The organism is Klebsiella sp. CB_Kp196 (assembly GCF_040061575.1).
GTDB lineage: Bacteria > Pseudomonadota > Gammaproteobacteria > Enterobacterales > Enterobacteriaceae > Klebsiella > Klebsiella michiganensis.
Genome location: NZ_JBEAFH010000039.1, coordinates 40,362 through 63,436, shown reverse-complemented (window position 1 = coordinate 63,436; position 23,075 = coordinate 40,362). Strand labels below are relative to the sequence as shown.

Annotated in this window: 16 protein-coding genes; 7 read left to right on the top strand and 9 right to left on the bottom strand. The window is 57.4% G+C overall.

Going from position 1 to position 23,075, the window contains the following annotated elements; all coding sequences use genetic code 11:
* Positions 1-17: 17 nt before the first annotated feature.
* The 5 genes from ABLU87_RS11710 to iolD all read right to left on the bottom strand — a co-directional run bounded on the left by ABLU87_RS11710 (position 18) and on the right by iolD (position 6,539).
* Positions 18-1,517: a sugar porter family MFS transporter gene (locus tag ABLU87_RS11710; protein WP_014837228.1), complete on the bottom strand. Its 1,500-nt coding sequence runs from the start codon at positions 1,515-1,517 to the stop codon at positions 18-20.
* A 168-nt stretch (positions 1,518-1,685) separates the two neighbouring features.
* Entirely contained in the window at positions 1,686-2,585 is a 900-nt protein-coding gene (gene iolE / locus ABLU87_RS11705) for a myo-inosose-2 dehydratase (RefSeq protein ID WP_004098147.1), read from the bottom strand.
* A gap of 25 nt (positions 2,586-2,610) precedes the next feature.
* Positions 2,611-3,495, bottom strand: a complete 885-nt coding sequence (locus ABLU87_RS11700) for a sugar phosphate isomerase/epimerase (RefSeq protein ID WP_048261956.1) — start codon at positions 3,493-3,495, stop codon at positions 2,611-2,613.
* Positions 3,496-3,536: 41 nt separating this feature from the next.
* The gene (locus tag ABLU87_RS11695; protein WP_004098145.1) at positions 3,537-4,550 is read right to left on the bottom strand and encodes a Gfo/Idh/MocA family oxidoreductase; all 1,014 of its coding nucleotides are present in this window, start codon (positions 4,548-4,550) and stop codon (positions 3,537-3,539) included.
* Positions 4,551-4,598: 48 nt separating this feature from the next.
* Positions 4,599-6,539 (bottom strand): 3D-(3,5/4)-trihydroxycyclohexane-1,2-dione acylhydrolase (decyclizing), encoded by a 1,941-nt coding sequence (iolD, locus tag ABLU87_RS11690; protein ID WP_014227682.1) that lies wholly within the window; start codon positions 6,537-6,539, stop codon positions 4,599-4,601.
* 525 nt (positions 6,540-7,064) lie between these two features.
* Here iolD and iolC point away from each other — a divergent pair.
* Both iolC and ABLU87_RS11680 read left to right on the top strand, forming a co-directional pair.
* Positions 7,065-8,978, top strand: a complete 1,914-nt coding sequence (iolC, locus tag ABLU87_RS11685; protein ID WP_122116690.1) for a 5-dehydro-2-deoxygluconokinase — start codon at positions 7,065-7,067, stop codon at positions 8,976-8,978.
* 151 nt (positions 8,979-9,129) lie between these two features.
* The gene (locus ABLU87_RS11680; RefSeq protein ID WP_004098142.1) at positions 9,130-9,987 is read left to right on the top strand and encodes a MurR/RpiR family transcriptional regulator; all 858 of its coding nucleotides are present in this window, start codon (positions 9,130-9,132) and stop codon (positions 9,985-9,987) included.
* Positions 9,988-10,417: 430 nt separating this feature from the next.
* On the opposite strand, the gene iolB is transcribed toward ABLU87_RS11680, so the two are convergent.
* The gene (gene iolB, locus ABLU87_RS11675) at positions 10,418-11,227 is read right to left on the bottom strand and encodes a 5-deoxy-glucuronate isomerase (RefSeq protein WP_025107465.1); all 810 of its coding nucleotides are present in this window, start codon (positions 11,225-11,227) and stop codon (positions 10,418-10,420) included.
* An 18-nt stretch (positions 11,228-11,245) separates the two neighbouring features.
* Positions 11,246-12,751, bottom strand: a complete 1,506-nt coding sequence (locus ABLU87_RS11670) for a CoA-acylating methylmalonate-semialdehyde dehydrogenase (protein ID WP_122116689.1) — start codon at positions 12,749-12,751, stop codon at positions 11,246-11,248.
* Positions 12,752-13,112: 361 nt separating this feature from the next.
* Between ABLU87_RS11670 and ABLU87_RS11665 the strand changes: the two genes are divergently transcribed.
* Both ABLU87_RS11665 and ABLU87_RS11660 read left to right on the top strand, forming a co-directional pair.
* Positions 13,113-13,934 (top strand): TIM barrel protein, encoded by an 822-nt coding sequence (locus ABLU87_RS11665; RefSeq protein WP_032747679.1) that lies wholly within the window; start codon positions 13,113-13,115, stop codon positions 13,932-13,934.
* A gap of 86 nt (positions 13,935-14,020) precedes the next feature.
* Entirely contained in the window at positions 14,021-15,523 is a 1,503-nt protein-coding gene (locus tag ABLU87_RS11660) for a helicase HerA-like C-terminal domain-containing protein (RefSeq protein ID WP_122116692.1), read from the top strand.
* A gap of 41 nt (positions 15,524-15,564) precedes the next feature.
* On the opposite strand, the gene lptG is transcribed toward ABLU87_RS11660, so the two are convergent.
* Together lptG and lptF are read right to left on the bottom strand one after the other, a co-directional pair.
* Positions 15,565-16,647 carry an LPS export ABC transporter permease LptG gene (gene lptG / locus ABLU87_RS11655; protein ID WP_014227676.1) on the bottom strand — a complete coding sequence of 361 codons (1,083 nt, stop codon included), beginning with the start codon at positions 16,645-16,647 and terminating at the stop codon, positions 15,565-15,567.
* Positions 16,647-17,744 (bottom strand): LPS export ABC transporter permease LptF, encoded by a 1,098-nt coding sequence (lptF, locus tag ABLU87_RS11650; RefSeq protein WP_025107461.1) that lies wholly within the window; start codon positions 17,742-17,744, stop codon positions 16,647-16,649. Before lptF ends, lptG begins: the two co-directional genes overlap by 1 nt.
* Before the next feature lie 393 nt (positions 17,745-18,137).
* Here lptF and pepA point away from each other — a divergent pair, with 393 nt between their 5' ends.
* The 3 genes from pepA (at position 18,138) to ABLU87_RS11635 (ending at position 23,070) form a co-directional block, all read left to right on the top strand.
* Positions 18,138-19,649 carry a leucyl aminopeptidase gene (gene pepA / locus ABLU87_RS11645; protein WP_004098131.1) on the top strand — a complete coding sequence of 504 codons (1,512 nt, stop codon included), beginning with the start codon at positions 18,138-18,140 and terminating at the stop codon, positions 19,647-19,649.
* 122 nt (positions 19,650-19,771) lie between these two features.
* Positions 19,772-20,215, top strand: a complete 444-nt coding sequence (gene holC, locus ABLU87_RS11640; RefSeq protein ID WP_004098129.1) for a DNA polymerase III subunit chi — start codon at positions 19,772-19,774, stop codon at positions 20,213-20,215.
* Positions 20,215-23,070 carry a valine--tRNA ligase gene (locus ABLU87_RS11635; protein ID WP_348866027.1) on the top strand — a complete coding sequence of 952 codons (2,856 nt, stop codon included), beginning with the start codon at positions 20,215-20,217 and terminating at the stop codon, positions 23,068-23,070. The genes holC and ABLU87_RS11635 overlap by 1 nt, the downstream gene beginning before the upstream one ends.
* The last annotated feature ends 5 nt before the right edge of the window (positions 23,071-23,075 follow it).

Genomic DNA, 23,075 nt, shown 5'->3' with positions numbered 1-23,075 from the left:
ACCGTTGGCAATCAGCGTTACACTTTATCCGCCTGCGATTCAGCCACTATTCGCCGGGCCCTGGCGGCCTGCCCTTCTTCACTGGTGTCCAGCTTATCCCGCAGATAGTGCTCGATTTGTTCAAGACTACGGTGGCGGGTTTCCGGTACGCATTTAATCACGAATATCGCACCGAATACGCCAATACCGGCGAAGATAAAGAAGGTGCCTGAAAGCCCTAACCACGCCAGCAGTATCGGGAAGAACAGGGAGATCAGGAAGTTGGCAATCCACATTGAAAATACCGCCCCCCCCATAAAAATACCGCGCAGGCGGGTTGGAAATATTTCCGACATGAGCAGCCAGGTCACTGGCGATAGCGCCCCCTGCTGAAAGCTCAGAAACAGTAACATCCCTGCCAGAACCATATAGGCACGCAGCGCATCAGGCTGGCCGTTAACCGTCTCCGGCAGCAGATAGCTGACCGCACCGATAAAGACCAGGCAGGCGGTGCAGCCGAACTGACCAATCATGGTCATCGGGCGACGGCCAATTTTGCCAAGCATCCAGATGCCAACGAATGTCATCAATACTGAGACTACGCCATTGGCAATAGTGGCAAACAGCGCGGCATTATCAGTCATACCAACCGAGGTCAGTACCGTGGGGGCATAGTACATAATGGTATTTACACCGGTAAGCTGTTGGATAACCGCTATACCAATACCGATCATAAACAGCTTGAACAACCACGGGGTCATAATCTCGCTGAACCGGGGCTTACCGAGATTGCGCTGCTCATCCAGCGTTTCGGTGATCTCCAGCAGCTCCCACTCAACATCATCTTTATGCCGGGTGCGCTCAAGCACGCGACGGGCTTCCGCCAGGCGCCCTTTCATCGCGTACCAGCGCGGTGAATCCGGCATAAACATCATGCCAAACCAGAGCAGCACGGCGGGTAGCGTCGCCACCGCCAGCATCCAGCGCCAGGTGCTTTCCCCGCCCCAGACTTCATGGAACGTGGCATTAGAAATATAGGCCAGCAGCTGACCGGATACGATCATCAGCTCCTGCAAAGTAACCAGCTGTCCGCGCTTATTCGCGGGAGCTATCTCGGCAATATAGACCGGTACGGTGGCCGCCGCCCCGCCGACCGCCACGCCGAGAATAAGACGAAAGAAAATCATCCAGTTAACGTCCGGCGCCATAGAGGTGCCTATCGCGCCGATGGCAAAAAGCACCGCCAGCCACAGAATAATTTTCTTTCTGCCCGCCGCATTCGCCAGATTGCCAGAAAGCAGCGCGCCAAAGGCGGCGCCGAATAGCAGCGAGCTGGTGACCAGACCGGTGGTAAAGGGAGTAAGATGAAGCTCGGTGCCCATAAAGAGTAAGGCACCGGAAATCACCCCGGTATCATAGCCAAAAAGTAAACCGCCAAGCGTCGCGATCAGGGCGACAACTTTTACAAAGGGCGTTGTCGGGGTCTCGCTATTCGGTCCCGACGCTTTATTGAGTGTAAGATATTGTTCCTTAGACATAATAGACTCCAGTAACCCGCCTTGTTTGAGGGAAGATTTGCTCTAGTCTGAATGCAGAGGCCGAGGCCTCACCGACGTGTTGTTTTCGTTCTACGTCTTGAGCTACTGCTGAGTGATGGGGTAAAAAAAGCAGGCCATACGACGTATGGCCTGAAAATAAAACAACGATTAGATTCCTGCCGTCTCGCGGATATATTTGCGCGCTTTTACGGCGTATTCGAATGGGTTGGCCAGCGCCGGATCCTGCTCGGCCTCAACCACCATCCAGCCTTTATAACCATGCTCGTCCAGCAGCTTGAACACCGGACGGAAATCAATGACGCCGTCGCCCGGCACGGTGAAGGTCCCCTTCTTCACGCCGTCCAGGAAGGAGAGCCCTTCGCGACGCACCTGCTCGATCACCGGCGGACGCACGTCTTTCAGGTGCACGTGGTTAATGCGCGGCAGATATTTTTTCAGAATCGCCAGCATCGGCTCTTCGCCGCCTTCGGAATACCAGGCGTGTCCGGTGTCGTAGAGCAGGAAGACTTTGTCATCCACCAGCGACATAAACTTGTCGATCTCTGCCGTCGTCTGGATACCGGTGCCCATATGGTGGTGCAGACAAACCTGCATGCCCTTTTCCGCCGCCAGACGACCGAGGGTGTTATAGCCTTCCGCCACCCGCTGCCACTCTTCTTCGCTAAAGCACGGTTTCGCATTCTCCAGGATGGGCTTTTCCAGCCCCTGGATGCTGCCGCTCTGCTCAGAGCAGCCGATCACTTTCGCGCCCATAGCATGCAGGAAATTCATGTGGTTAACGAATTCATCAATGGTCTTTTCCCGCTGGCCGTTAGCAAAAAAGGTGCTGAACCAGGCGTTGCAAATCTGAATGCCGCGGATATCCAGCATCGGCTTGAGAACCGCCGGATCGCGTGGATATTTGCTGCCGACTTCGCTGCCGGTAAAGCCCGCCAGCGCCATTTCGCTGACGATTTGCTGGAAAGTATTCTCGCTGCCCAGCTCCGGCATATCGTCGTTAGTCCAGCCAATCGGGGCGATAGCCAGTTTTACGTTATCTTTGTTCATAGTAGGGGGCTCCTGCCGCTGCGCCTTACCGGCGCAGCAATTCACGTTCGATGAGTTCACGGGTTTCCACTGCCTGGTATTTCATTTTTTCCGGGTAGCCGAACAGCGAGGTGGCCACAATCGGCTCACCGCCGACCTTGAAGGTCTGCTCGGCAAATTTCATATCGCGCAGGGTGCGGAACAGCGCGTCGAAATCAACATCCCCTTCTCCGACGCCCACGTGCTGGTGAACGACGGCATCTACGCCCGGTGGGTTAACGATATAGCGGCAGTGTTTTGTATGGTTGCGGGTATCCGCGATCAGCACATGGGAGAGATCGCTTCCCGCGTAGCGCAGCATCTTCTCAACGTCGCCCACGCCTTTGTCATAGAAGAAGGTGTGCGGGACGCTGTAAACGTACTTAACGTTATCGCTGCGGAACGACTTCACAATATCGACGGTTTCGTTGTTCTCTTCGCAGAAGTCCCACGGATGTGCCTGAATTTCAACGCGGATGCCTTCGCGCTCAAAAATTGGCAGCAGCTCTTCCATGGAGCGATAGAACATCTCATCGCAAATCTCCGGCTGGTTAGGATCGCCGGAGAACTCGGTGTTGATCACCTGTACACCCATTTCAACCGCGATTTCGATCAGCCGTTTCCAGTTTTTCACTGCCGCCTGACGGCGCAGCTCATCCGGACCGGACCAGCGGTAGACGCAGATAAACGAGGAGATCTCCACGCCGGTATCGCGCAGCGCCTGCTTGTACTCAGCCATAATTTCCCGGCTGGCGCGCGGGTGCTTGTAGAACGGGTTGATCTGCGGGTGCGGCGATTGCTCAATGTACTTGTAGCCCCACTCCGCCACCTGGTGGACCATTCGGGTTACCCCGAGGTCTTTAATGACATCAACGTCAAAAGCAATTTTCATCGTCGTTACCTGTGCAAAGAAGTTCCGTCAGCAAAGCGGGATTAGCGTTTGTAGAATGCCGGGCATTCCGGCAGCGTCACCTCAACCGGCTCGCTGGTTTCCTGGGCTTTGATACAGGCGTCGGCAGCAACGGACGCCGCGTAGCCATCCCACGCCGATGGGCCGTGCAGCTGGCCGGCCTGAACATCATTGATAAAGGCCTGTAGCTCAACGTCATACGCTTTGATAAAGCGATCCTTCCAGTCGGTCAGGATAGCGGTCGACAGGTTAGCGGCTTTGCGCATCTGCACAGCCGACGGCTCAGGCAGGCGGGCAATCCCGGTTTCCCCTACCACTTCACACTGGATGTCGTAGCCGTACTGGCAGTTCACGAAGACTTCCACGTCGATCAGCGTGCCTTTTTTGGTTTCAAACGACACGATCTGCGGGTCTTTCAGGCGCGCGTGGGTGTGGGACGTGGAGCGTGGGAAGCGCACCTGCACGGAAACATAGTCGTCATTCAGCAGCCAGCGCAGAACGTCCAGTTCGTGAATCAGGGTGTTGGTGATCGCCATGTTGGTGATGTAATCCTCGCCCACCGACTGGTTGCGGTGCGCGCAGCGCAGCATCAGCGGCGCGCCGATATCGCCGTCATCGATCACTTTTTTCAGCGCCAGATAGCCTTCGTCGTAAGGGCGCATAAATCCAACCTGCACCAGGCGGCGACCGGCTTTCATTTCCGCATCAACGATGCGGCGGCAGCCTTCCGCGCTCATCGCCAGCGGCTTCTCGCAGAACACCGGCTTCCCGGCGGCGATGGCGGCCAGGGTGTACTCTTCGTGGGTGGGATCCCATGAGGTCACCAGAATAGCGTCCACGTCGCTGGCCTTAATCACGTCATGACCGTCGGCGTACACTTCGGCATGCACGCCCGGCAGCGCAACCGCGGCGCGGGCGTTCTCTTCGTTGATATCCGAAACCGCCACTACCGTGGCTCCCTGCAGTACCTGAGTGCAACGACGGATATGCTCTTTACCGATAGCGCCGGCACCGATGACACCTAATTTGAGTGACATAGTTGGTTTTCTCCCGAGATTTGTAGGGTTCAGAGTTTGTGTTCTGTTTTAGTAATCCCGCGCCTGAGCGCGTTTTTCATTGATCATTTGCGCCACCTTGCGGATCCGCTCGGAGAGCGCAGACTGCGCGACGCCGACGTTCCACCAGCTGCCGTATTTGTGCACCATGGTTTTCGGCAGCACTTTAATGTCTATCAGGGTGCTGACGGTTTCGCGGCGCGCGGCGTCCAGCGCGTGGCGTAGTTCTTCTAGCGTCGTGACGCGCCAGGTTTTGCAGCCGTAGCCGGCAGCGACGGTGGCGAAATCTACCGGCACCAGGCCGCCCTGCAGCTGGCCCGATTCGGCGCAGCGGAAGCGGAACTCGGTGCCGAAGCTGTCCATACCGTGCTCCATTTGCAGGTTGTTAATGCAGCCGTTGGCCATGTTGTCGAGCAGCACGATATTGATCTTCGCGCGCTCCTGCAGGGAGGTCACCAGCTCGGAGTGCAGCATCATGAACGAGCCGTCGCCGACCAGCGAATAGACCTCGCTTTGCGGTTGGGCTAACTTCACGCCCAGCGCGGCGCTGACTTCGTACCCCATGCAGGAGTAGCCGTATTCCACGTGATAGGTGTTGGTGGCCCGGTTGCGCCAGACGCGCTGCAGGTCTCCCGGCAGGCTCCCCGCCGCCGCTACAATCACCGCATCCGCCGGCAGCGTTTCGTTGAGTACGCCAAGGACGCTGCTTTGCGTCAGGGTGGAGTCGGTTATCTGGCGAAATTCGCGATACACCGATTCCCGATCCAGATGGTCGTCGATTTCCGGGACGAAAGCGGTTTCCTGCCACACCGCCTGGTAAACGCGCTGGGTCTCTTTCAGCTGGCGGCTCTGCACGCTTTCAATCTGCTCGCCCCAGCCAGCCTGCCAGGATTCGCCGGACAGGGCGTCGTCCAGGGCAGTGAGGGCTTCGCGAGCATCCGCCAGCATCGGGATGCCATCCAGCTTCCAGGCGTCGAAGTTGCTGACGTTAATATTGAGGAAGCGCACGCCCGGGTGCTGGAAAATCCATTTTGACGAGGTGGTGAAATCGCTGAAACGCGTGCCGAGACCGATGACCAGATCCGCCTCTTTCGCCAGCAGGTTCGCCGCCAGGCAGCCGGTTTCGCCGACGCCGCCCACGTTATACGGATGCGAAGAGACAACGCTGCCTTTACCCGCCTGGGTTTCGGCAAACGGCACGCCGTAGCGCTCGGCAAAACGGGTTAACGCCTCGCCGGCGCCGGAGTATTTCACCCCGCCGCCACAGACGATCAGCGGCTTACGGCTGGCTTTAATCGCCGCCACGGCATCCGCCAGCTGCGCGGCGCTGGCCGGGCGGCGATCAAGGCGGTGTACCCGGCGGGTAAAGAAGGATTCCGGATAATCCCAGGCTTCGCCCTGGACATCCTGCGGCAGACAGAGCGTGACCGCACCGGTTTCCGCCGGGTCGGTCAACACGCGCATGGCGTTGATGCAGGCGCTCATCAGCTGTTCCGGACGGGTGATGCGATCCCAGTATTTACTCACCGCGCGAAACGCGTCGTTAGTGGTAATGCTGAGATCGTGGCTCTGTTCAATTTGCTGCAGCACCGGGTCAGGCTGGCGGGTCGCAAACACATCGCCCGGCAGCAGCAGCAGCGGGATGCGGTTGGCGGTCGCGGTCGCGGCAGCGGTAATCATGTTCGCCGCGCCGGGGCCAATGGAGGAGGTGCAGGCAATAATCTGACGACGCAGGGACTGTCTGGCAAAACCGGTGGCGACATGCGCCATCCCTTGCTCGTTACGCCCCTGATAGACCCGCATTTCACCGCTATCTTGTTCAAGGGCCTGGCCCATTCCCAGCACGTTGCCGTGGCCAAAGATAGCAAAGATGCCTTTGACGAACTTATGCTCTTCGCCATCGACTTCCAGATACTGGTTATCCAGGAACTTCACCAGCGCCTGCGCCATTGTCAGTCTCAGTTTGCCCATGTTGCCCAATCCTTATTGTTCAGTATTTGCGTGTGGGTTCGCGTTTTGCCCTGCACAGCGATACAGCGATGAGTCAGGGAAATCGTTAACGTCACTGGAATACTTCTGGATTATAGGCAAACATTTTTTTCATTAAATAGAAATACAGAAGAAATATTTCATTTTGCGAGAGCGATCAAACTCTCTATGCATTTCACCCGTTTCATTCGCATCCTGTATACGGGATAACGCGCAAATTACGCGGCCCACCTCTTAATATCCCTTTTAAAATCATAGGTAAAGACCGCGTCTAAACGGGCTCCAGTTCAACTTTCAGCCGCAGCCCAGGATCCGAGGCAGAATGAGGCTCAGCGCGGCATAGTGGTATATCCCTCACATTTTTGGTTTTTTAATTTCGATCTAGTTTGCAAATGAAATATTTATTTCTCAAACTAGAGATAACCAATAACCCTCAGGCTGTTTTCGGAGACGCTGTCGGTATCCCGACTCTTCCGTACAGCAGAAATGCAAAAGGAAACCCTAGCTATGAATGCAGCAGTAAAGCGACTCGACGTCATCTGTATTGGCCGGGTGGCAGTCGATCTCTATGCCCAGCAGATTGGCGCGAGGCTGGAAGATGTCGCCAGTTTTTCTAAATACCTGGGTGGCTCTTCCGGCAACGTCGCCTTCGGCACCGCCATTCAGGGATTAAAATCGGCAATGCTCGCTCGCGTGGGCGATGAGCATAATGGTCGTTTTCTACGTGAAACCCTGAGCCGCGCCGGCGTCGATACCGAATATCTGATCACCGATAAGCAGCGCCTGACGGCGTTAGTGATGCTGGGGATTAAAGATCAGGAGACGTTTCCGCTGATTTTTTACCGCGATAACTGCGCCGATATGGCCCTTTCGCCAGAAGATATTAAGGAAGAGTACATCGCCTCTTCCCGGGCGCTGGCGGTAACCGGCACCCACCTTTCGCACGCCAACACGCGCGAAGCGGTGCTGAAGGCGCTGGAGTACGCCCGCCGCCACGGCCTGCGTACCGCGCTGGATATCGACTATCGTCCGGTGCTTTGGGGGTTAACGTCTTTAGGCGACGGTGAAACGCGTTTCATTGAATCCGGCCAGGTGACCAGCCAGCTGCAGGAAGTCCTGCATCTGTTCGATTTAGTGGTGGGGACCGAAGAGGAGTTTCATATTGCCGGCGGCAGCACCGATACCCTGACCGCGCTGAAAAACGTGCGTAACGCCACGAAAGCGACGCTGGTTTGCAAGCGCGGTCCGATGGGCTGCGTGGTGCTGGAAGGCGCTATTCCCGACAGCTGGGATAGCGTGCCGCTGCAGCAGGGCGTACACGTAGACGTGCTTAACGTCCTGGGCGCGGGCGATGCCTTTATGTCCGGCCTGCTGCGCGGCTGGCTTAACGATGAAGGCTGGGAGCAGGCCTGCCGCTACGCTAACGCCTGCGGCGCGCTGGTGGTTTCACGCCACGGCTGCGCGCCCGCAATGCCGACCAAAGCCGAGCTTGACGACTATCTGTCGCGGGCAGAATCGGTGCCGCGTCCGGATATCGACGATCGTCTCAACCATCTCCATCGCGTCACCAGCCGCCGCCAGGCGTGGCCGGAGCTGTGCATTTTCGCCTTTGACCACCGTAAACAGCTGGCAGATCTGGCGCTGGAAACCGGGCGTGATGAATCCTGCATTCCGCAGCTGAAGCTGCTGCTGCTGGCGGCCGCGGAAGCCGCCGCAGACGAAGCCGGTCTTGACGGTCGCAGCGGCATCCTCGCCGATGGCACCTACGGCCAGCGCTCGCTCAATGCTATCACCGGCAAGGGCTGGTGGATTGGTCGACCGATTGAAATGCCGAGCTCGCGCCCGCTGCGCCTGGAACATGGCAACATCGGTTCCCAGCTGATCGACTGGCCGCTGGAGCACGTGGTGAAATGCCTGGTCTTCTATCATCCGGCCGATCCGGCCGAGCTGCGCGCCGAACAGGATGCGCTGCTGCTGGAGGTCTGGCAGGCGTGCAACAAGTCCGGGCATGAGCTGCTGCTGGAAATCATCCTGCCGGAAAACGGCCCGGATAAAGATGAACGCCACTACCACGACATGCTGGAGCACTTCTATCAGCTGGGCATCCAGCCGGACTGGTGGAAGCTGCCGCCGCTGTCGAGCGCGGAATGGGAAAGGATTGGCAAACTGATCGCGCGCGAAGATAGCTGGTGCCGCGGGATCTTAATCCTCGGCCTGGACGCCCCTTCGGACCGTCTGCGCGCCGGTTTTGCCGAAGCGGCGAAGCATCCGATGATCAAAGGTTTTGCCGTAGGACGCACCATTTTTGGCCAGCCTTCACGGCGCTGGATGCAGGGAGAGCTCAGCGACGAGGCGCTGATTAACGAAGTGAAACGCAACTACCTCACGCTCATCGGCTACTGGCGAGAAGCCCGCGGCTGATTCCGCCCAGGCCCGCATCCTCTTCAGAAGATGCGGGCTTTTTTCTGGATCTTCGTGAAATGAATCGCGTATTTCATCGTAGTAAATGAAAAATTCGCTTCATTTGATACACTGGAAATTATATTCCTTTCATTTTCTCAGAGCGCAATCTATGGCCAATAATCCGACCCAACTTACCATCTTGCAGGATGAAATCAGGCGTCGCTACGACACGTTAAGCAAACGCCTGAAACAGGTAGCCCGCTATATTCTCGATAACAGCAATAGCGTGGCTTTCGACACCGTGGCCTCTATCGCGCAACAAGCTGACGTCCCCCCTTCCACGCTGATCCGCTTCGCTAACGCCTTTGGTTTTAGCGGCTTCAACGAAATGAAGCAGATGTTCAAGCAGCACCTGATGGAAGAGACGGCTAACTATACCGAGCGCGCGCGTCTGTTCCGCCAGACCACCACGGATGACGCAACCCCGCCGGAAACGCCGACCGAAATCCTGAATATGTTCACCATGGTCAATACCCAGGCGCTGCAGCAGCTGGCGATGCAGACCTCCGGCGACGATCTGCAGCGCGCGGTCGCGCTGCTGGCGGAAGCGGAGAATATCTACGTTATTGGCCTGCGCCGCTCCTTTAGCGTCGCCTCCTATCTGACCTACGCCCTGCGCCATCTGGACCGTAAAGCGTTCCTGATTGACGGTCTGGGCGGCATGTTTACCGAGCAGCTGAGCCTGGTCGGGCCGAAAGATGTCGTGGTGGCGGTGAGCTTCTCTCCGTATGCGCGGGAAGTGGTTGAACTGGTGGAGCTCGGCGCGCAGCGTAAAGCACGACAGATAGCGATTACCGACAGCCAGGTCAGCCCGCTGGCGGCCTTCAGCGATGTCTGCTTTGTGGTGCGCGAGGCGCAGGTTGATGGTTTCCGCTCGCAGGTGGCCTCGCTGTGCCTGGCCCAAACGCTGGCGGTCTCACTGGCGCTGAACAGCAGCAAAGATGCAGAGACGAAGCAGCTGGCTTAAGCTTTTCATTATTCCCGGATGCGACGTAAACGTCTTATCCGGGCTACTTGTCCGCAGATGACGGTAAACCCGTAGCACGGCTAAGCGCAGCGCGAGCCGGGGTGCAGCTGGCTTAAGTTTTTCATGACTCCCGGATGGCACTGTACACGTCTTATCCGGGCTACTTGTCCGCAGACGACGGTAAACCCGTAGCCCGGCTAAGCGCAGCGCGAGCCGGGGGTGCAGCTGGCTTAAGCTTTTCATTATTCCCGGATTGCGACGTAAACGTCTTATCCGGGCTACTTGTCCGCAGATGACGGTAAAACCGTAGCCCGGCTAAGCGCAGCGCGAGCCGGGGATATGGCAGAATTGCGACGACGATCTTATTCGGGTAACAGGATCAAAAAGGCCGGCTAGCATGGCTAACCGGCCTTTTTATCCTCAACCGATGCTAATCGTGGCGGGGATAATCAGGGCTATTGATCCACGCGTGATCCTCTTCCCAGGTAAACATCCATTTGCGATCCGGGCCGGCCATCACGTTCAGATAGTAGCTGTCATATCCGGCAATCGCCGCCACCGGATGGTAGCCGCGCGGCACCATGACCACATCGTGGTTGTAGGGGGCCATGCAGGCATCAAGGCTGCGGTCATCGGTATAGACGCGCTGGAAGGCAAAACCCTGCGGCGGATCGAAACGGTGATAGTAGGTCTCTTCCAGCTGGGTTTCCTGGCCCGGCAGCGCCGTGTCGTGCTTGTGCGACGGCCAGGAGCTGGTCGCCCCTTCCTCGGTGTAAACCTCCACCACCAGCAGGCAGTCCGCCTGCGCGCTATCCGGCAGAATATTGTGCACCAGCCGCTGGTTACGCCCTTTACCGCGATGCTCTACGCCCACATCCTGCGGGGAGATAACCCGTGCAGGGAAGGTTCCTTTACCCGGGGCGCTGCATACGGCCAGCTCGAGGTCAGAATCTGCCGTCACTTCGACTTTATCCTGCGGCGGCACGTAGACTGACCAGGGCGGCGTCCGCTCAAACGGCGACATACGCTGGCCGAGGTTCGGGAAATCCGCCTGCGTGGTTTTTACCGAAGCCAGGCCGGCAACCAGCACCAGGCACAGTTCGCGATCGCCGCTTTCCAGGGTGACGGTTTGCCCTTTCTTTAACATCCAGACGTCAAAACCAATGTACTTCCACCCCGCGCTCTGCGGGGTGATGTGCTGAATCTGCCCTTCTTTTTTTGCTTTAGCCAGTAAAGACATGGCGCTCTCCTTCGCCGATTAGCCTAACGTCGGCATACTGAATTCAGATACGGTTTGCTGACCCTGCGGCCAGCGGACGGTGGCGGTTTTCATACGCGTATAGAAGCGCACGCCGTCCGGGCCATGGACGTTCAGTGCGCCGAATACGGAGCGTTTCCAGCCGCCAAAGCTATGGAAGGCCATTGGAACGGGTACCGGTACGTTGACCCCAACCATTCCGGCCTGGACATCATGGACAAATTCACGCGCGGTGTGGCCGTTGCTGGTAAAGACGGCGCTACCGTTGCCGAACTCATGGCTGTTCACCAGCTCCAGCGCGCTGTGGTAATCCGCCACGCGAACAATCCCCAGCACCGGGCCAAAAATCTCTTCGCGCCAGATAGTCATCTCCGGCGTGACGTTGTCGAACAGCGTTCCGCCGACATAGTATCCCTCTTCAAACCCGGGCACCTGCGGCTTGCGTCCGTCAACCACCAGCGTCGCCCCCTCGCTGACCCCTTTATCAATATATCCCAGCACTTTTTTCTGATGGGTATCGGAGACGACCGGCCCCATTTCGTTCTCTTCTTTTCCGCGCATACAGCCCGGCCCAACCTTCAGGGATTCCACCAGCGGCTTCAGGCGCGCAATCAGTTTATCCGCCGTTTCATCACCCACGGCAACCACCACCGGCAGCGCCATGCAGCGCTCGCCCGCCGAGCCGAACGCGCCGCCCATAATGGCATTCACGGTGGCATCAAGATCGGCATCCGGCATCACAATCGCGTGGTTTTTCGCCGCGCCAAACGCCTGTACCCGCTTGCCATAAGCGCTGGCGGTTTTATAAATATGCTCCGCCACGCCGGAAGATCCGACAAAGCTTACCGCCGCGATCCGCGGGTCCCGGTATAGCTGCTCGGCATCTTCGTTGCTGCAGTGCACGACGTTAAAGACGCCATCCGGCAGACCCGCTTCTTTCAGCAATTCCGCCAGACGCACCGCGGCAGTAGGCGCCAGCGCTGGCGGCTTCAGGACAAAGCTGTTGCCGCAGGCCAGCGCCAGCGGGAACATCCACATCGGTACCATCGCCGGGAAGTTGAACGGCGTAATGCCCGCTACCACGCCCAGCGGCTGCATCAGAGAATAGCTATCAACGCCGGTGCCGACATCCGATGAGAACTCCCCTTTGATCAGGTGCGGAATACCGCAGGCAAACTCAACGACTTCCATGCCGCGCGTCAGCTCCCCCATCGCGTCGGAAAACACTTTACCGTGTTCGCTGACGATAATCCCCGCCAGCTCTTCAGCGTGCTGTTCCAGTAACATTTTAAAATTGAACATCACGCGGGCGCGGCGCAGCGGCGTGGTGCGCGACCAGCTTTCAAAAGCATCACACGCCACCTGAATGGCGTCAGAGACTTCCTGCGCGGTCGATAACGTGACTTCGCGGACCACTTTGCCCGTCGCGGGGTCGAAAACCGGCATTGTTTTGCTGCTGCCGCTGGTAACGGTTTTCCCGCCAATAAAGTTTCCTGTGATAGTCATGCTCTCGCCTCATCTGTATGGGGTATCGGGGGCCAACGCAGTACGGCCCATTACTGGATCTGCTGTGCTGTAACCGTAGTAAAATGAAATTAATATTTCAATATTGATAACTAGTGAAATTCTATTTTGGTGATGATGGTCGCAATTTCGTGTAAGAAATTGCCGGCTTGCGGACTAAAGCACGATAAAAAGAGTTGAGATTTAGCGCCACCTGCAACCCGTGCCCTTTAAAACGCAGCAGAAAAATATTTTGCGAGTCGGCTCAAAAAATCACCATTTCATACATTGCTAATTTTGGAATAAATGTTTTGACTATGAGGTATTCGAACGAATTCGATCCCTACGTTTCTGGAGAGTCAAAATGGCTATTGCATCGCAACGTTTCTGCATCAACCGCAAGATCGCCCCGTCACTCAGCATTGAGGCCTTTTTCCGGCTGGTGAACAGCCTGGGGCTGAACAAAGTCGAGCTACGTAACGACCTCCCCAGCGGAAAAGTAACCGACGACCTGAGCCACCAGCAGGTGCGAGAGCTGGCTGACCGCTACCATATTGAGATCCTCACTATCAATGCGGTCTACCCCTTCAACTGCCGCACCGCAGAGGTTCGTAGCCTGACGGAGTCATTGCTGAAAGAAGCCAAAGCCGTTGGTGCCAAATCGCTGGTGCTGTGCCCGCTGAACGATGGTACCGAGGTTCCGGCGAGCGAAACCCTTAACGCCCTGCGTGACCTGGCGCCGCTATTCGCCTTCTACGGTATTCAGGGGCTGGTGGAGCCGCTCGGTTTCCCGCAGAGCTCGCTCCGCTCCTCGGCGCAGGCGCAAACGCTGATCCACGACGCGCGGGTGCCGTTTAAGCTGCTGATAGATACCTTCCATCATCATCTTTATCCGCAGGCGGAGCAGGAGTTTAACCAGGTGGATATCGGCGAAATCGGTCTGGTCCATCTTTCCGGCGTAGAGGATACCCGCCCGCGCGAAGCCCTTACCGACAATGAGCGCATCATGCTGACCGCAAAAGACCAGCTGCAAAGCTGCGAGCAGGTCAAAAACCTGGAGGCGCGCGGCTATCAGGGCGTGTATGCGTTCGAACCCTTCGCGCCGGAATTGGCAAACTGGAGCGAAGACGATATCCGCCGCGAAATCGAGCAGAGCATCGCGTTAATTCAGCGCCACTGCGCCTGACGTGAATAAGCGAAGGTGTGCGTGATTTCCCTCCTTTTGCTATCAGGTTGCCTATACTCGCAGCAGGATAAATGGAGAAATCGCTCATGAGCTCACCTCTGCTGATTGCACGCACGCTGGATAAACAGCTGCATTTACTGCCCGCTATGGCCAACCGCCACGGCTTGATTACCGGCGCCACGGGGACCGGTAAAACCGTCACTCTGCAAAAGCTGGCGGAGTCTTTCTCGGAAATCGGCGTTCCGGTATTTATGGCCGATGTGAAAGGCGACCTCACCGGTATCGCCGAGTCGGGACAAAGTTCGGAAAAGCTGCAGGCGCGTCTGGAAAAAATCGGCGCAACGGACTGGCAGCCGCACGCCAATCCGGTGGTGCTATGGGATATTTTTGGCGAAAAAGGCCACCCGGTTCGCGCCACGGTTTCCGATCTCGGGCCGCTGCTGCTGGCTCGCCTGCTCAACCTCAATGAGGTTCAGTCCGGGCTGCTGAATATCATCTTCCGTATCGCCGACGATCGCGGGCTGCTGCTGCTCGACTTTAAAGACCTGCGCGCCATAACCCAATACATTGGCGACAACGCCAAAGCGTTTCAGAACCAGTACGGCAACATCAGCAGCGCCTCCGTTGGGGCTATTCAGCGCGGATTATTAACCCTGGAGCAGCAGGGCGCGGAGCACTTTTTCGGCGAACCTATGCTCGATATCCAGGACTGGATGCGCGTCGACGCTGAGGGTAAAGGGGTGATTAATATCCTGAGCGCCGAAAAGCTTTACCAGATGCCGAAGCTGTACGCCGCCAGCCTGCTGTGGATGCTCTCCGAGCTTTACGAACGCCTGCCGGAGGCCGGTGACCAGGAGAAGCCAAAGCTGGTCTTTTTCTTTGATGAAGCGCATCTGCTGTTTAACGATGCGCCGCAGGTGCTGCTGGATAAAATCGAGCAGGTCATCCGCCTGATTCGTTCTAAAGCCGTCGGGGTCTATTTTGTTTCACAAAACCCGGCGGACATTCCCGATGCGGTTCTCGGTCAGCTGGGTAATCGCGTGCAGCACGCCCTGCGCGCCTTCACGCCGAAAGACCAAAAAGCGGTAAAAACCGCCGCGCAGACCATGCGCGCGAATCCCGCGTTCAGTACCGAACAGGCGATCCAGGAGCTGGGCACCGGCGAGGCGCTGATCTCCTTTCTTGATGAGAAAGGCAGCCCTTCGATAGTGGAACGCGCGATGGTTATCGCACCCTGCTCGCGTATGGGGCCGGTCACCGATGACGAACGTAACGGGCTGCTTAACCACTCGGCGCTGTACGGAAAATATGAAGAAGAGATCGACCGTGAATCGGCCTTTGAAAGGCTGCAACAGGGCGTTCAGAGCACAACGGAGCAGCAGCAATCACCGCCCGCAAAAGGCCAGCAAAACGGCGATGACGACGGTCTGCTCGGCGGGCTCAAAGACATTCTGTTCGGCACCACCGGGCCGCGCGGCGGCAAACGCGACGGCATTGTGCAAACGGCAGCGAAGAGCGCGGTGCGTCAGGTCACCAACCAGATAGTCAGGGGAATGCTGGGAAGCTTACTTGGCGGGCGGAAACGCTAAAAAAAGCCCCCTTTCTGAATTCAGGAAGGGGGCGCGTGACGTCAGGTTTTACGCATCATCAGCCAGAGGCTCAGCAAGAAGAAGCTGGCGCTCGGCAACAGCGCTCCGATAATCGGCGGAATGCCGTACACCAGGGTGAGCGGGCCGAAAATCTGGTCCAGCACGTAGAAGATAAAGCCGAAGCTGATCCCGGTCACCACTCTGACGCCCATCGGTACGCTACGCAGCGGGCCGAAGATAAACGACAGCGCCATCAGCATCATCACCGCCACCGACAGCGGCTGGAAGATTTTGCTCCACATATTGAGCTGATAGCGGCCCGGATCCTGACCGCTGGACTTCAGATAGGTAACATAGTTGTGCAGGCCGCTGATGGACAGCGCGTCCGGGTCCAGCGCCACCACGCCGAGCTTGTCCGGCGTCAGGTTGGTCTTCCAGGTCCCGCTAACCGTCTGCGTTCCGGTGACCTGTTTCGGGTCAGTCAGGTTGGATTCATCCACCTGCGACAGCCGCCAGAGCTTATTCTCAGTGTCGAACTTTGCCGAAGCGGCATAGCGAACGGACTGTAAGCGGCGCTGGTCGTTAAAGGCGTAAATGCTCACCCCGCCCAGCTCATCGTTGCCTTTTACCCGCTCGATATACACAAAGTTATGGCCGTCTTTCGCCCATAGCCCCTGCTGAGTGGAAAGCAGCGAACCGCCGTACATCTGCTGAGCACGATAGTTACGCGCCATCTGTTCGCCCTGCGGGGCAACCCACTCGCCCATCGCCATGGTCAGCAGCACCAGCGGAATCGCGGTTTTCATCACCGACAGCGCCACCTGCAAACGGGTAAAGCCGGAAGCCTGCATCACCACCAGTTCGCTGCGCTGCGCCAGCATCCCCAGCCCCAGCAGCGCGCCGAGCAGCGCCGCCATCGGGAAGAAGATTTGGATATCTTTCGGCACGCTGAGAATCGTGTAGATTCCGGCCCCCAGCGCATCATAGTTGCCCTGCCCGGCCTTTTTCAGCTGGTCGACAAACTTGATGATGCCCGAGAGGGAAACCAGCATGAACAGAGTCATCATGATGGTATTGAAAATCGTCTTACCGATATAACGGTCAAGTACCCCAAACGCCTGCATCACGCCGCTCCTTTGTTAAAACGGGCACGGAAGCGGCGCATCGGCACCGTATCCCACAGGTTCAACAGCACGGCCAACGAGAAATAGAGCAGGTTTACCGCCCACATCCAGACCATCGGATCCATTTTGCCTTTACCGCCGCTCGATTTAATCGACGTTTGCAGCAGGAAAAACACCAGATAGAGCAGCATCGCCGGCAGCATCGACAGCACGCGGCCCTGGCGCGGGTTCACCACGCTGAGCGGCACCACCATCAGGGCCATGATGAACACCGTTGCCACCAGCGTGAAGCGCCAGTGCAGCTCCGCCCGGGCGCGATCGGTATCGGTATGCCACAGGGTGCGCATATCCATCTGCTCGGTATCGTTCGGGTCGGAGGCCACCGCCTGATGGCCGACTATCGCCTGATAGTTTTTGAAGTCGGTAATGCGGAAGTCGCGCAGCATCGCGGTGCCTTCAAAGCGGGTGCCCTGATTCATGGTCACCACCTGCGAGCCGTCTTTACGCAGCGAGAGCTCGCCGGTATCCGCGACCACCACCGACGGGCGCGCGTTGCCTCGCGGCCGCAGCTGAGCAAGGAAAACGTCGCTGAAGCGGTTGCCGTTGACGTTCTCAATAAACAGCACCGCGCTGCCGTCGCTGGCCTGCTGGAACTGGCCCTGAGCCAGCGCCGCCATGCCGGGGTTCGCTTTCGCTTCCGCCAGCACTTCATCCTGGTGCCGAGAAGACCAGGGGCCGGCCCACATCACGTTGACCGCCGCGACGACGCCCGTAAAGAGCGCCAGGATCATGGCGGCTTTCACCAGCACGGCTTTACTCAGGCCGCAGGCGTGCATCACCGTAATTTCGCTTTCGGTATACAGTTTGCCCAGCGTCATCAGCAGCCCGAGGAATAAACTCAGGGGCAGAATAAGCTGCGCCATTTCAGGTACGCCCAGCCCTAACAGCGAGAGCACCAGATTTGTCGGGATATCGCCATCAACAGCGGCGCCGAGGATCCTGACCAGTTTCTGACAAAAGAAAATGAGCAGCAGGATGAATAGGATCGCCAACTGGCTTTTCAGCGTCTCACGAACCAGATATCTTATGATTATCACTATAAATACGCCCGTAAAAACCCGTTTTATTGCAGGAAAATTGCTTGTTTCATGGCTTAAACGTCATTTATTCTCTTTGGTCGTCGAAAACATCGCTAAGATTAAATGACTCGCTGGTTCTGCGTATCAGGATCTTTTCTGACGAACCAAGGCCGTAATAACGTTAAGATTAACACGAAGTCACCACAACAGCGGACATGAGTTACGAAAGCTTTCAATTTCTATACTCTATGGATTTCGAGTTGCAGGCAGGCGGCAAGACTGTGAAGCCCCGGAGCTTACATCAGGTAAGTGACAGGGGTGAGCAGGCGCAGCCAACGCATCTGCAACTTGAAAGACGACGAGTATATCTGTAGCCACCACTGTTGTCTTTAAGATTCAGGAGCATAGTGCATGGAGTTCAGTGTAAAAAGCGGTAGCCCGGAGAAGCAGCGGAGCGCCTGTATCGTGGTCGGCGTCTTTGAACCACGTCGCCTCTCCCCCATCGCCGAACAGCTTGATAAAATTAGCGACGGTTATATCAGCGCCCTGCTGCGTCGCGGCGAGCTGGAAGGCAAACCTGGCCAGACTTTATTGCTGCACCATGTGCCGAACATTCTGTCAGAGCGCATTCTGCTTATTGGCTGCGGCAAAGAGCGCGAGCTGGATGAACGTCAGTACAAGCAGGTCATTCAGAAAACAATCAATACGCTGAATGATACCGGCTCAATGGAAGCCGTCTGCTTCCTGACCGAGCTGCACGTCAAAGGCCGCAATAACTACTGGAAAGTGCGTCAGGCGGTCGAGACCGCCAAAGAGACGCTATACAGCTTTGACCAGTTGAAAACCAACAAAAGCGAGCCGCGTCGCCCGCTGCGTAAAATGGTCTTCAACGTCCCAACCCGTCGCGAGCTGACCAGCGGCGAACGCGCTATTCAGCACGGTCTGGCGATTGCTGCCGGCATCAAAGCGGCGAAAGATCTCGGCAATATGCCGCCAAACATCTGTAACGCCGCCTATCTGGCCTCTCAGGCGCGCCAGCTGGCCGATACCTACAGTAAGAACGTCATTACCCGCGTTATCGGCGAACAGCAGATGAAAGAGCTGGGAATGAACTCTTATCTGGCGGTCGGCAACGGTTCGCAAAATGAATCGCTGATGTCGGTTATCGAATATAAAGGTAACCCGGCGGAAGACGCGCGCCCTATCGTGCTGGTGGGTAAAGGTCTGACCTTTGACTCCGGCGGCATCTCCATCAAGCCTTCCGAAGGCATGGACGAGATGAAATACGACATGTGCGGCGCGGCGGCGGTGTACGGCGTGATGCGTATGGTTGCCGAACTTCAGCTACCGCTGAACGTTGTCGGCGTGCTGGCCGGATGTGAAAACATGCCGGGCGGCCGCGCCTATCGTCCAGGCGACGTGTTGACCACGATGTCCGGGCAAACGGTGGAAGTGCTGAACACCGATGCCGAAGGGCGTCTGGTGCTGTGCGATGTGCTGACCTACGTTGAGCGCTTCGAGCCGGAAACCGTTATCGACGTGGCCACGCTGACCGGCGCCTGCGTGATTGCGCTGGGCCACCACATCACCGGTCTGATGTCGAACCACAACCCGCTGGCCCACGAGCTGATCGGCGCGTCCGAACTGGCGGGCGATCGCGCATGGCGTCTGCCGCTTGGCGACGAGTTCCAGGAGCAGCTGGAGTCTAACTTTGCGGATATGGCCAATATCGGCGGCCGTCCCGGCGGGGCGATTACCGCGGGCTGCTTCCTGGCGCGCTTTACCCGCAAGTACAACTGGGCGCACCTGGATATCGCCGGTACCGCGTGGCGTTCCGGGAAAGCCAAAGGCGCGACCGGTCGTCCGGTGGCAATGCTGTCGCAGTTCCTGCTTAATCGCGCCGGATTTACCGGCGAAGAGTAATTGCCGTCTGATGCCCGGTGGCGTTACGCTTGCCGGGCCAACGAAAAGATGCCGTTTATAGGCCGGGTCAGCGTAGCGCCGCCCGGCTTAAGCATTTAAAGTCACCACAAGAAGCCCCATATATGAAAAACGCAACGTTCTATCTTCTGGACAATGATACGCAACAAGACGGCCTGAGCGCCGTTGAACAACTGGTGTGTGACATTGCCGCAGAACGTTGGCGCAGCGGCAAGCGGGTACTCATCGCCTGTGAAGATGAGCAGCAGGCCATTCGTCTGGACGAAGCGCTCTGGGCTCGACCCGCGGAAAGTTTCGTTCCGCATAATCTGGCGGGAGAAGGTCCGCGCGGCGGCGCGCCGGTGGAGATTGCCTGGCCGCAAAAGCGCAACAGCAGCCCGCGGGATATTCTGATTAGCCTGCGGCTAAACTTTGCAGATTTTGCCACCGCTTTCACAGAAGTGATAGACTTCGTCCCTTATGAAGATTCTTTGAAACAACTGGCGCGCGAACGCTATAAAGCGTACCGCATGGCTGGTTTCAACCTGAACACGGCAACCTGGAAATAATGGAAAAGACATACAACCCCCAAGATATCGAACAGCCGCTTTACGAGCACTGGGAAAAGCAGGGCTATTTCAAACCCAATGGCGACGAAAGCCAGGAAAGTTTCTGCATCATGATCCCGCCGCCGAACGTCACCGGCAGTTTGCATATGGGTCATGCCTTCCAGCAAACCATCATGGATACCATGATTCGCTACCAGCGCATGCAGGGTAAAAACACCCTGTGGCAGGCCGGTACCGACCACGCGGGTATCGCTACCCAGATGGTGGTTGAGCGTAAGATTGCCGCCGAAGAAGGTAAAACCCGCCACGACTACGGTCGCGACGCCTTTATCGATAAAATCTGGCAGTGGAAAGCGGAATCCGGCGGCACCATTACCCGTCAGATGCGCCGCCTGGGCAACTCCGTGGACTGGGAGCGCGAGCGCTTCACCATGGACGAAGGCCTGTCCAACGCCGTAAAAGAAGTCTTTGTCCGCCTGTACAAAGAAGATCTGATCTACCGCGGTAAGCGCCTGGTCAACTGGGACCCGAAACTGCGCACCGCCATCTCCGATCTGGAAGTGGAAAACCGCGAGTCTAAAGGCTCGATGTGGCATATCCGCTATCCGTTGGCCGACGGCGCGAAAACCGCTGACGGTAAAGATTATCTGGTCGTCGCCACCACCCGTCCGGAGACGGTGCTGGGCGATACCGGCGTGGCCGTTAACCCGGAAGATCCGCGCTATAAAGACCTTATCGGCAAATTCGTGATCCTGCCGCTGGTTGACCGCCGCATTCCGATTGTGGGCGATGAACACGCCGATATGGAAAAGGGCACCGGCTGCGTGAAGATCACCCCGGCGCACGACTTTAACGACTATGAAGTGGGCAAGCGTCATGCGCTGCCGATGATCAACATCCTGACCTTTGACGGCGACATCCGCGAAACCGCGGAAGTTTACGACACCAAAGGCAACGAGTCCGATGTCTACTCAAACGCCATCCCGGCGGAGTTCCAGAAGCTGGAGCGCTTTGCCGCGCGTAAAGCGGTGGTTGCCGCTATCGACGCCCTGGGCCTGCTGGACGAGATAAAACCGCACGATCTGACCGTCCCGTACGGCGACCGCGGCGGCGTGGTAATTGAGCCGATGCTGACCGACCAGTGGTACGTCCGCGCCGACGTGCTGGCTAAACCGGCGGTTGAAGCGGTGGAGAACGGCGACATCCAGTTCGTGCCGAAGCAGTACGAAAACATGTACTTCTCCTGGATGCGCGATATTCAGGACTGGTGTATCTCCCGCCAGCTGTGGTGGGGTCACCGCATCCCGGCATGGTACGACAACGACGGCAACGTCTACGTTGGCCGCACCGAAGACGAAGTGCGTCAGGAAAATAACCTGGGCGCCGACGTGGCGCTGCGCCAGGACGAAGACGTTCTCGATACCTGGTTCTCCTCCGCGCTGTGGACCTTCTCCACCCTCGGCTGGCCGGAAAACACCGATGCCCTGCGTCAGTTCCACCCGACCAGCGTGATGGTTTCCGGCTTCGACATCATCTTCTTCTGGATTGCCCGCATGATCATGATGACCATGCACTTCATCAAAGATGAAAACGGCAAGCCGCAGGTGCCGTTTAAAACCGTCTATATGACCGGTTTGATCCGCGATGACGAAGGCCAGAAGATGTCCAAATCGAAGGGCAACGTTATCGACCCGCTGGATATGGTCGACGGCATTTCCCTGCCGGAGCTGCTGGAAAAACGCACCGGTAACATGATGCAGCCGCAGCTGGCGGAAAAAATCGCCAAACGCACCGAGAAGCAGTTCCCGAACGGCATTGAGCCGCACGGTACCGACGCCCTGCGCTTTACCCTGGCGGCGCTGGCCTCTACCGGCCGCGATATCAACTGGGATATGAAGCGTCTGGAAGGTTACCGTAACTTCTGCAACAAGCTGTGGAACGCCAGCCGCTTTGTGCTGATGAATACCGAAGATCAGGATTGCGGCTTTAACGGCGGCGAAATGACCCTGTCGCTGGCGGACCGCTGGATCCTGGCGGAATTCAACCAGACCATCAAAGCCTACCGCGAGGCGCTGGACGGCTTCCGCTTCGATATTGCCGCAGGCATTCTGTACGAGTTCACCTGGAACCAGTTCTGCGACTGGTATCTGGAGCTAACCAAGCCGGTAATGAACGGCGGTTCCGAGTCTGAGCTGCGCGGCACCCGTCACACGCTGGTGACCGTTCTGGAAGGTCTGCTGCGCCTGGCGCACCCAATTATTCCGTTCATCACCGAGACCATCTGGCAGCGCGTGAAGGTCATTTGCGGTATCACTGCCGATACCATCATGCTGCAGCCGTTCCCGCAGTACGATGCGTCTCAGGTTGACGAAGCGGCGCTGGCCGATACCGAATGGCTGAAGCAGGCGATCGTCGCCGTGCGTAACATCCGTGCGGAAATGAACATCGCCCCAGGTAAGCCGCTGGAGCTGCTGCTGCGCGGCTGCAGCGAAGCCGCAATTCGTCGCGTGAACGACAACCGCAGCTTCCTGCTGAACCTGGCGCGTCTGGAAAGCATCACCGTGCTGCCTGCCGATGATAAAGGTCCGGTTTCCGTGACCAAAATTATCGACGGCGCCGAGCTGCTGATCCCGATGGCTGGCCTTATCAATAAAGAAGATGAGCTGGCGCGCCTCGCTAAAGAGGTGACCAAAATCGAAGGCGAGATTGGCCGCATCGAAAGCAAACTCTCCAACGAAGGCTTTGTGGCGCGCGCGCCGGAAGCGGTGATCGCCAAAGAGTGTGAGAAGCTGGAAGGTTACGCGGAAGCAAAAGCGAAGCTGATTGAGCAGCAGGCGATTATCGCCGCGCTGTAATTCAC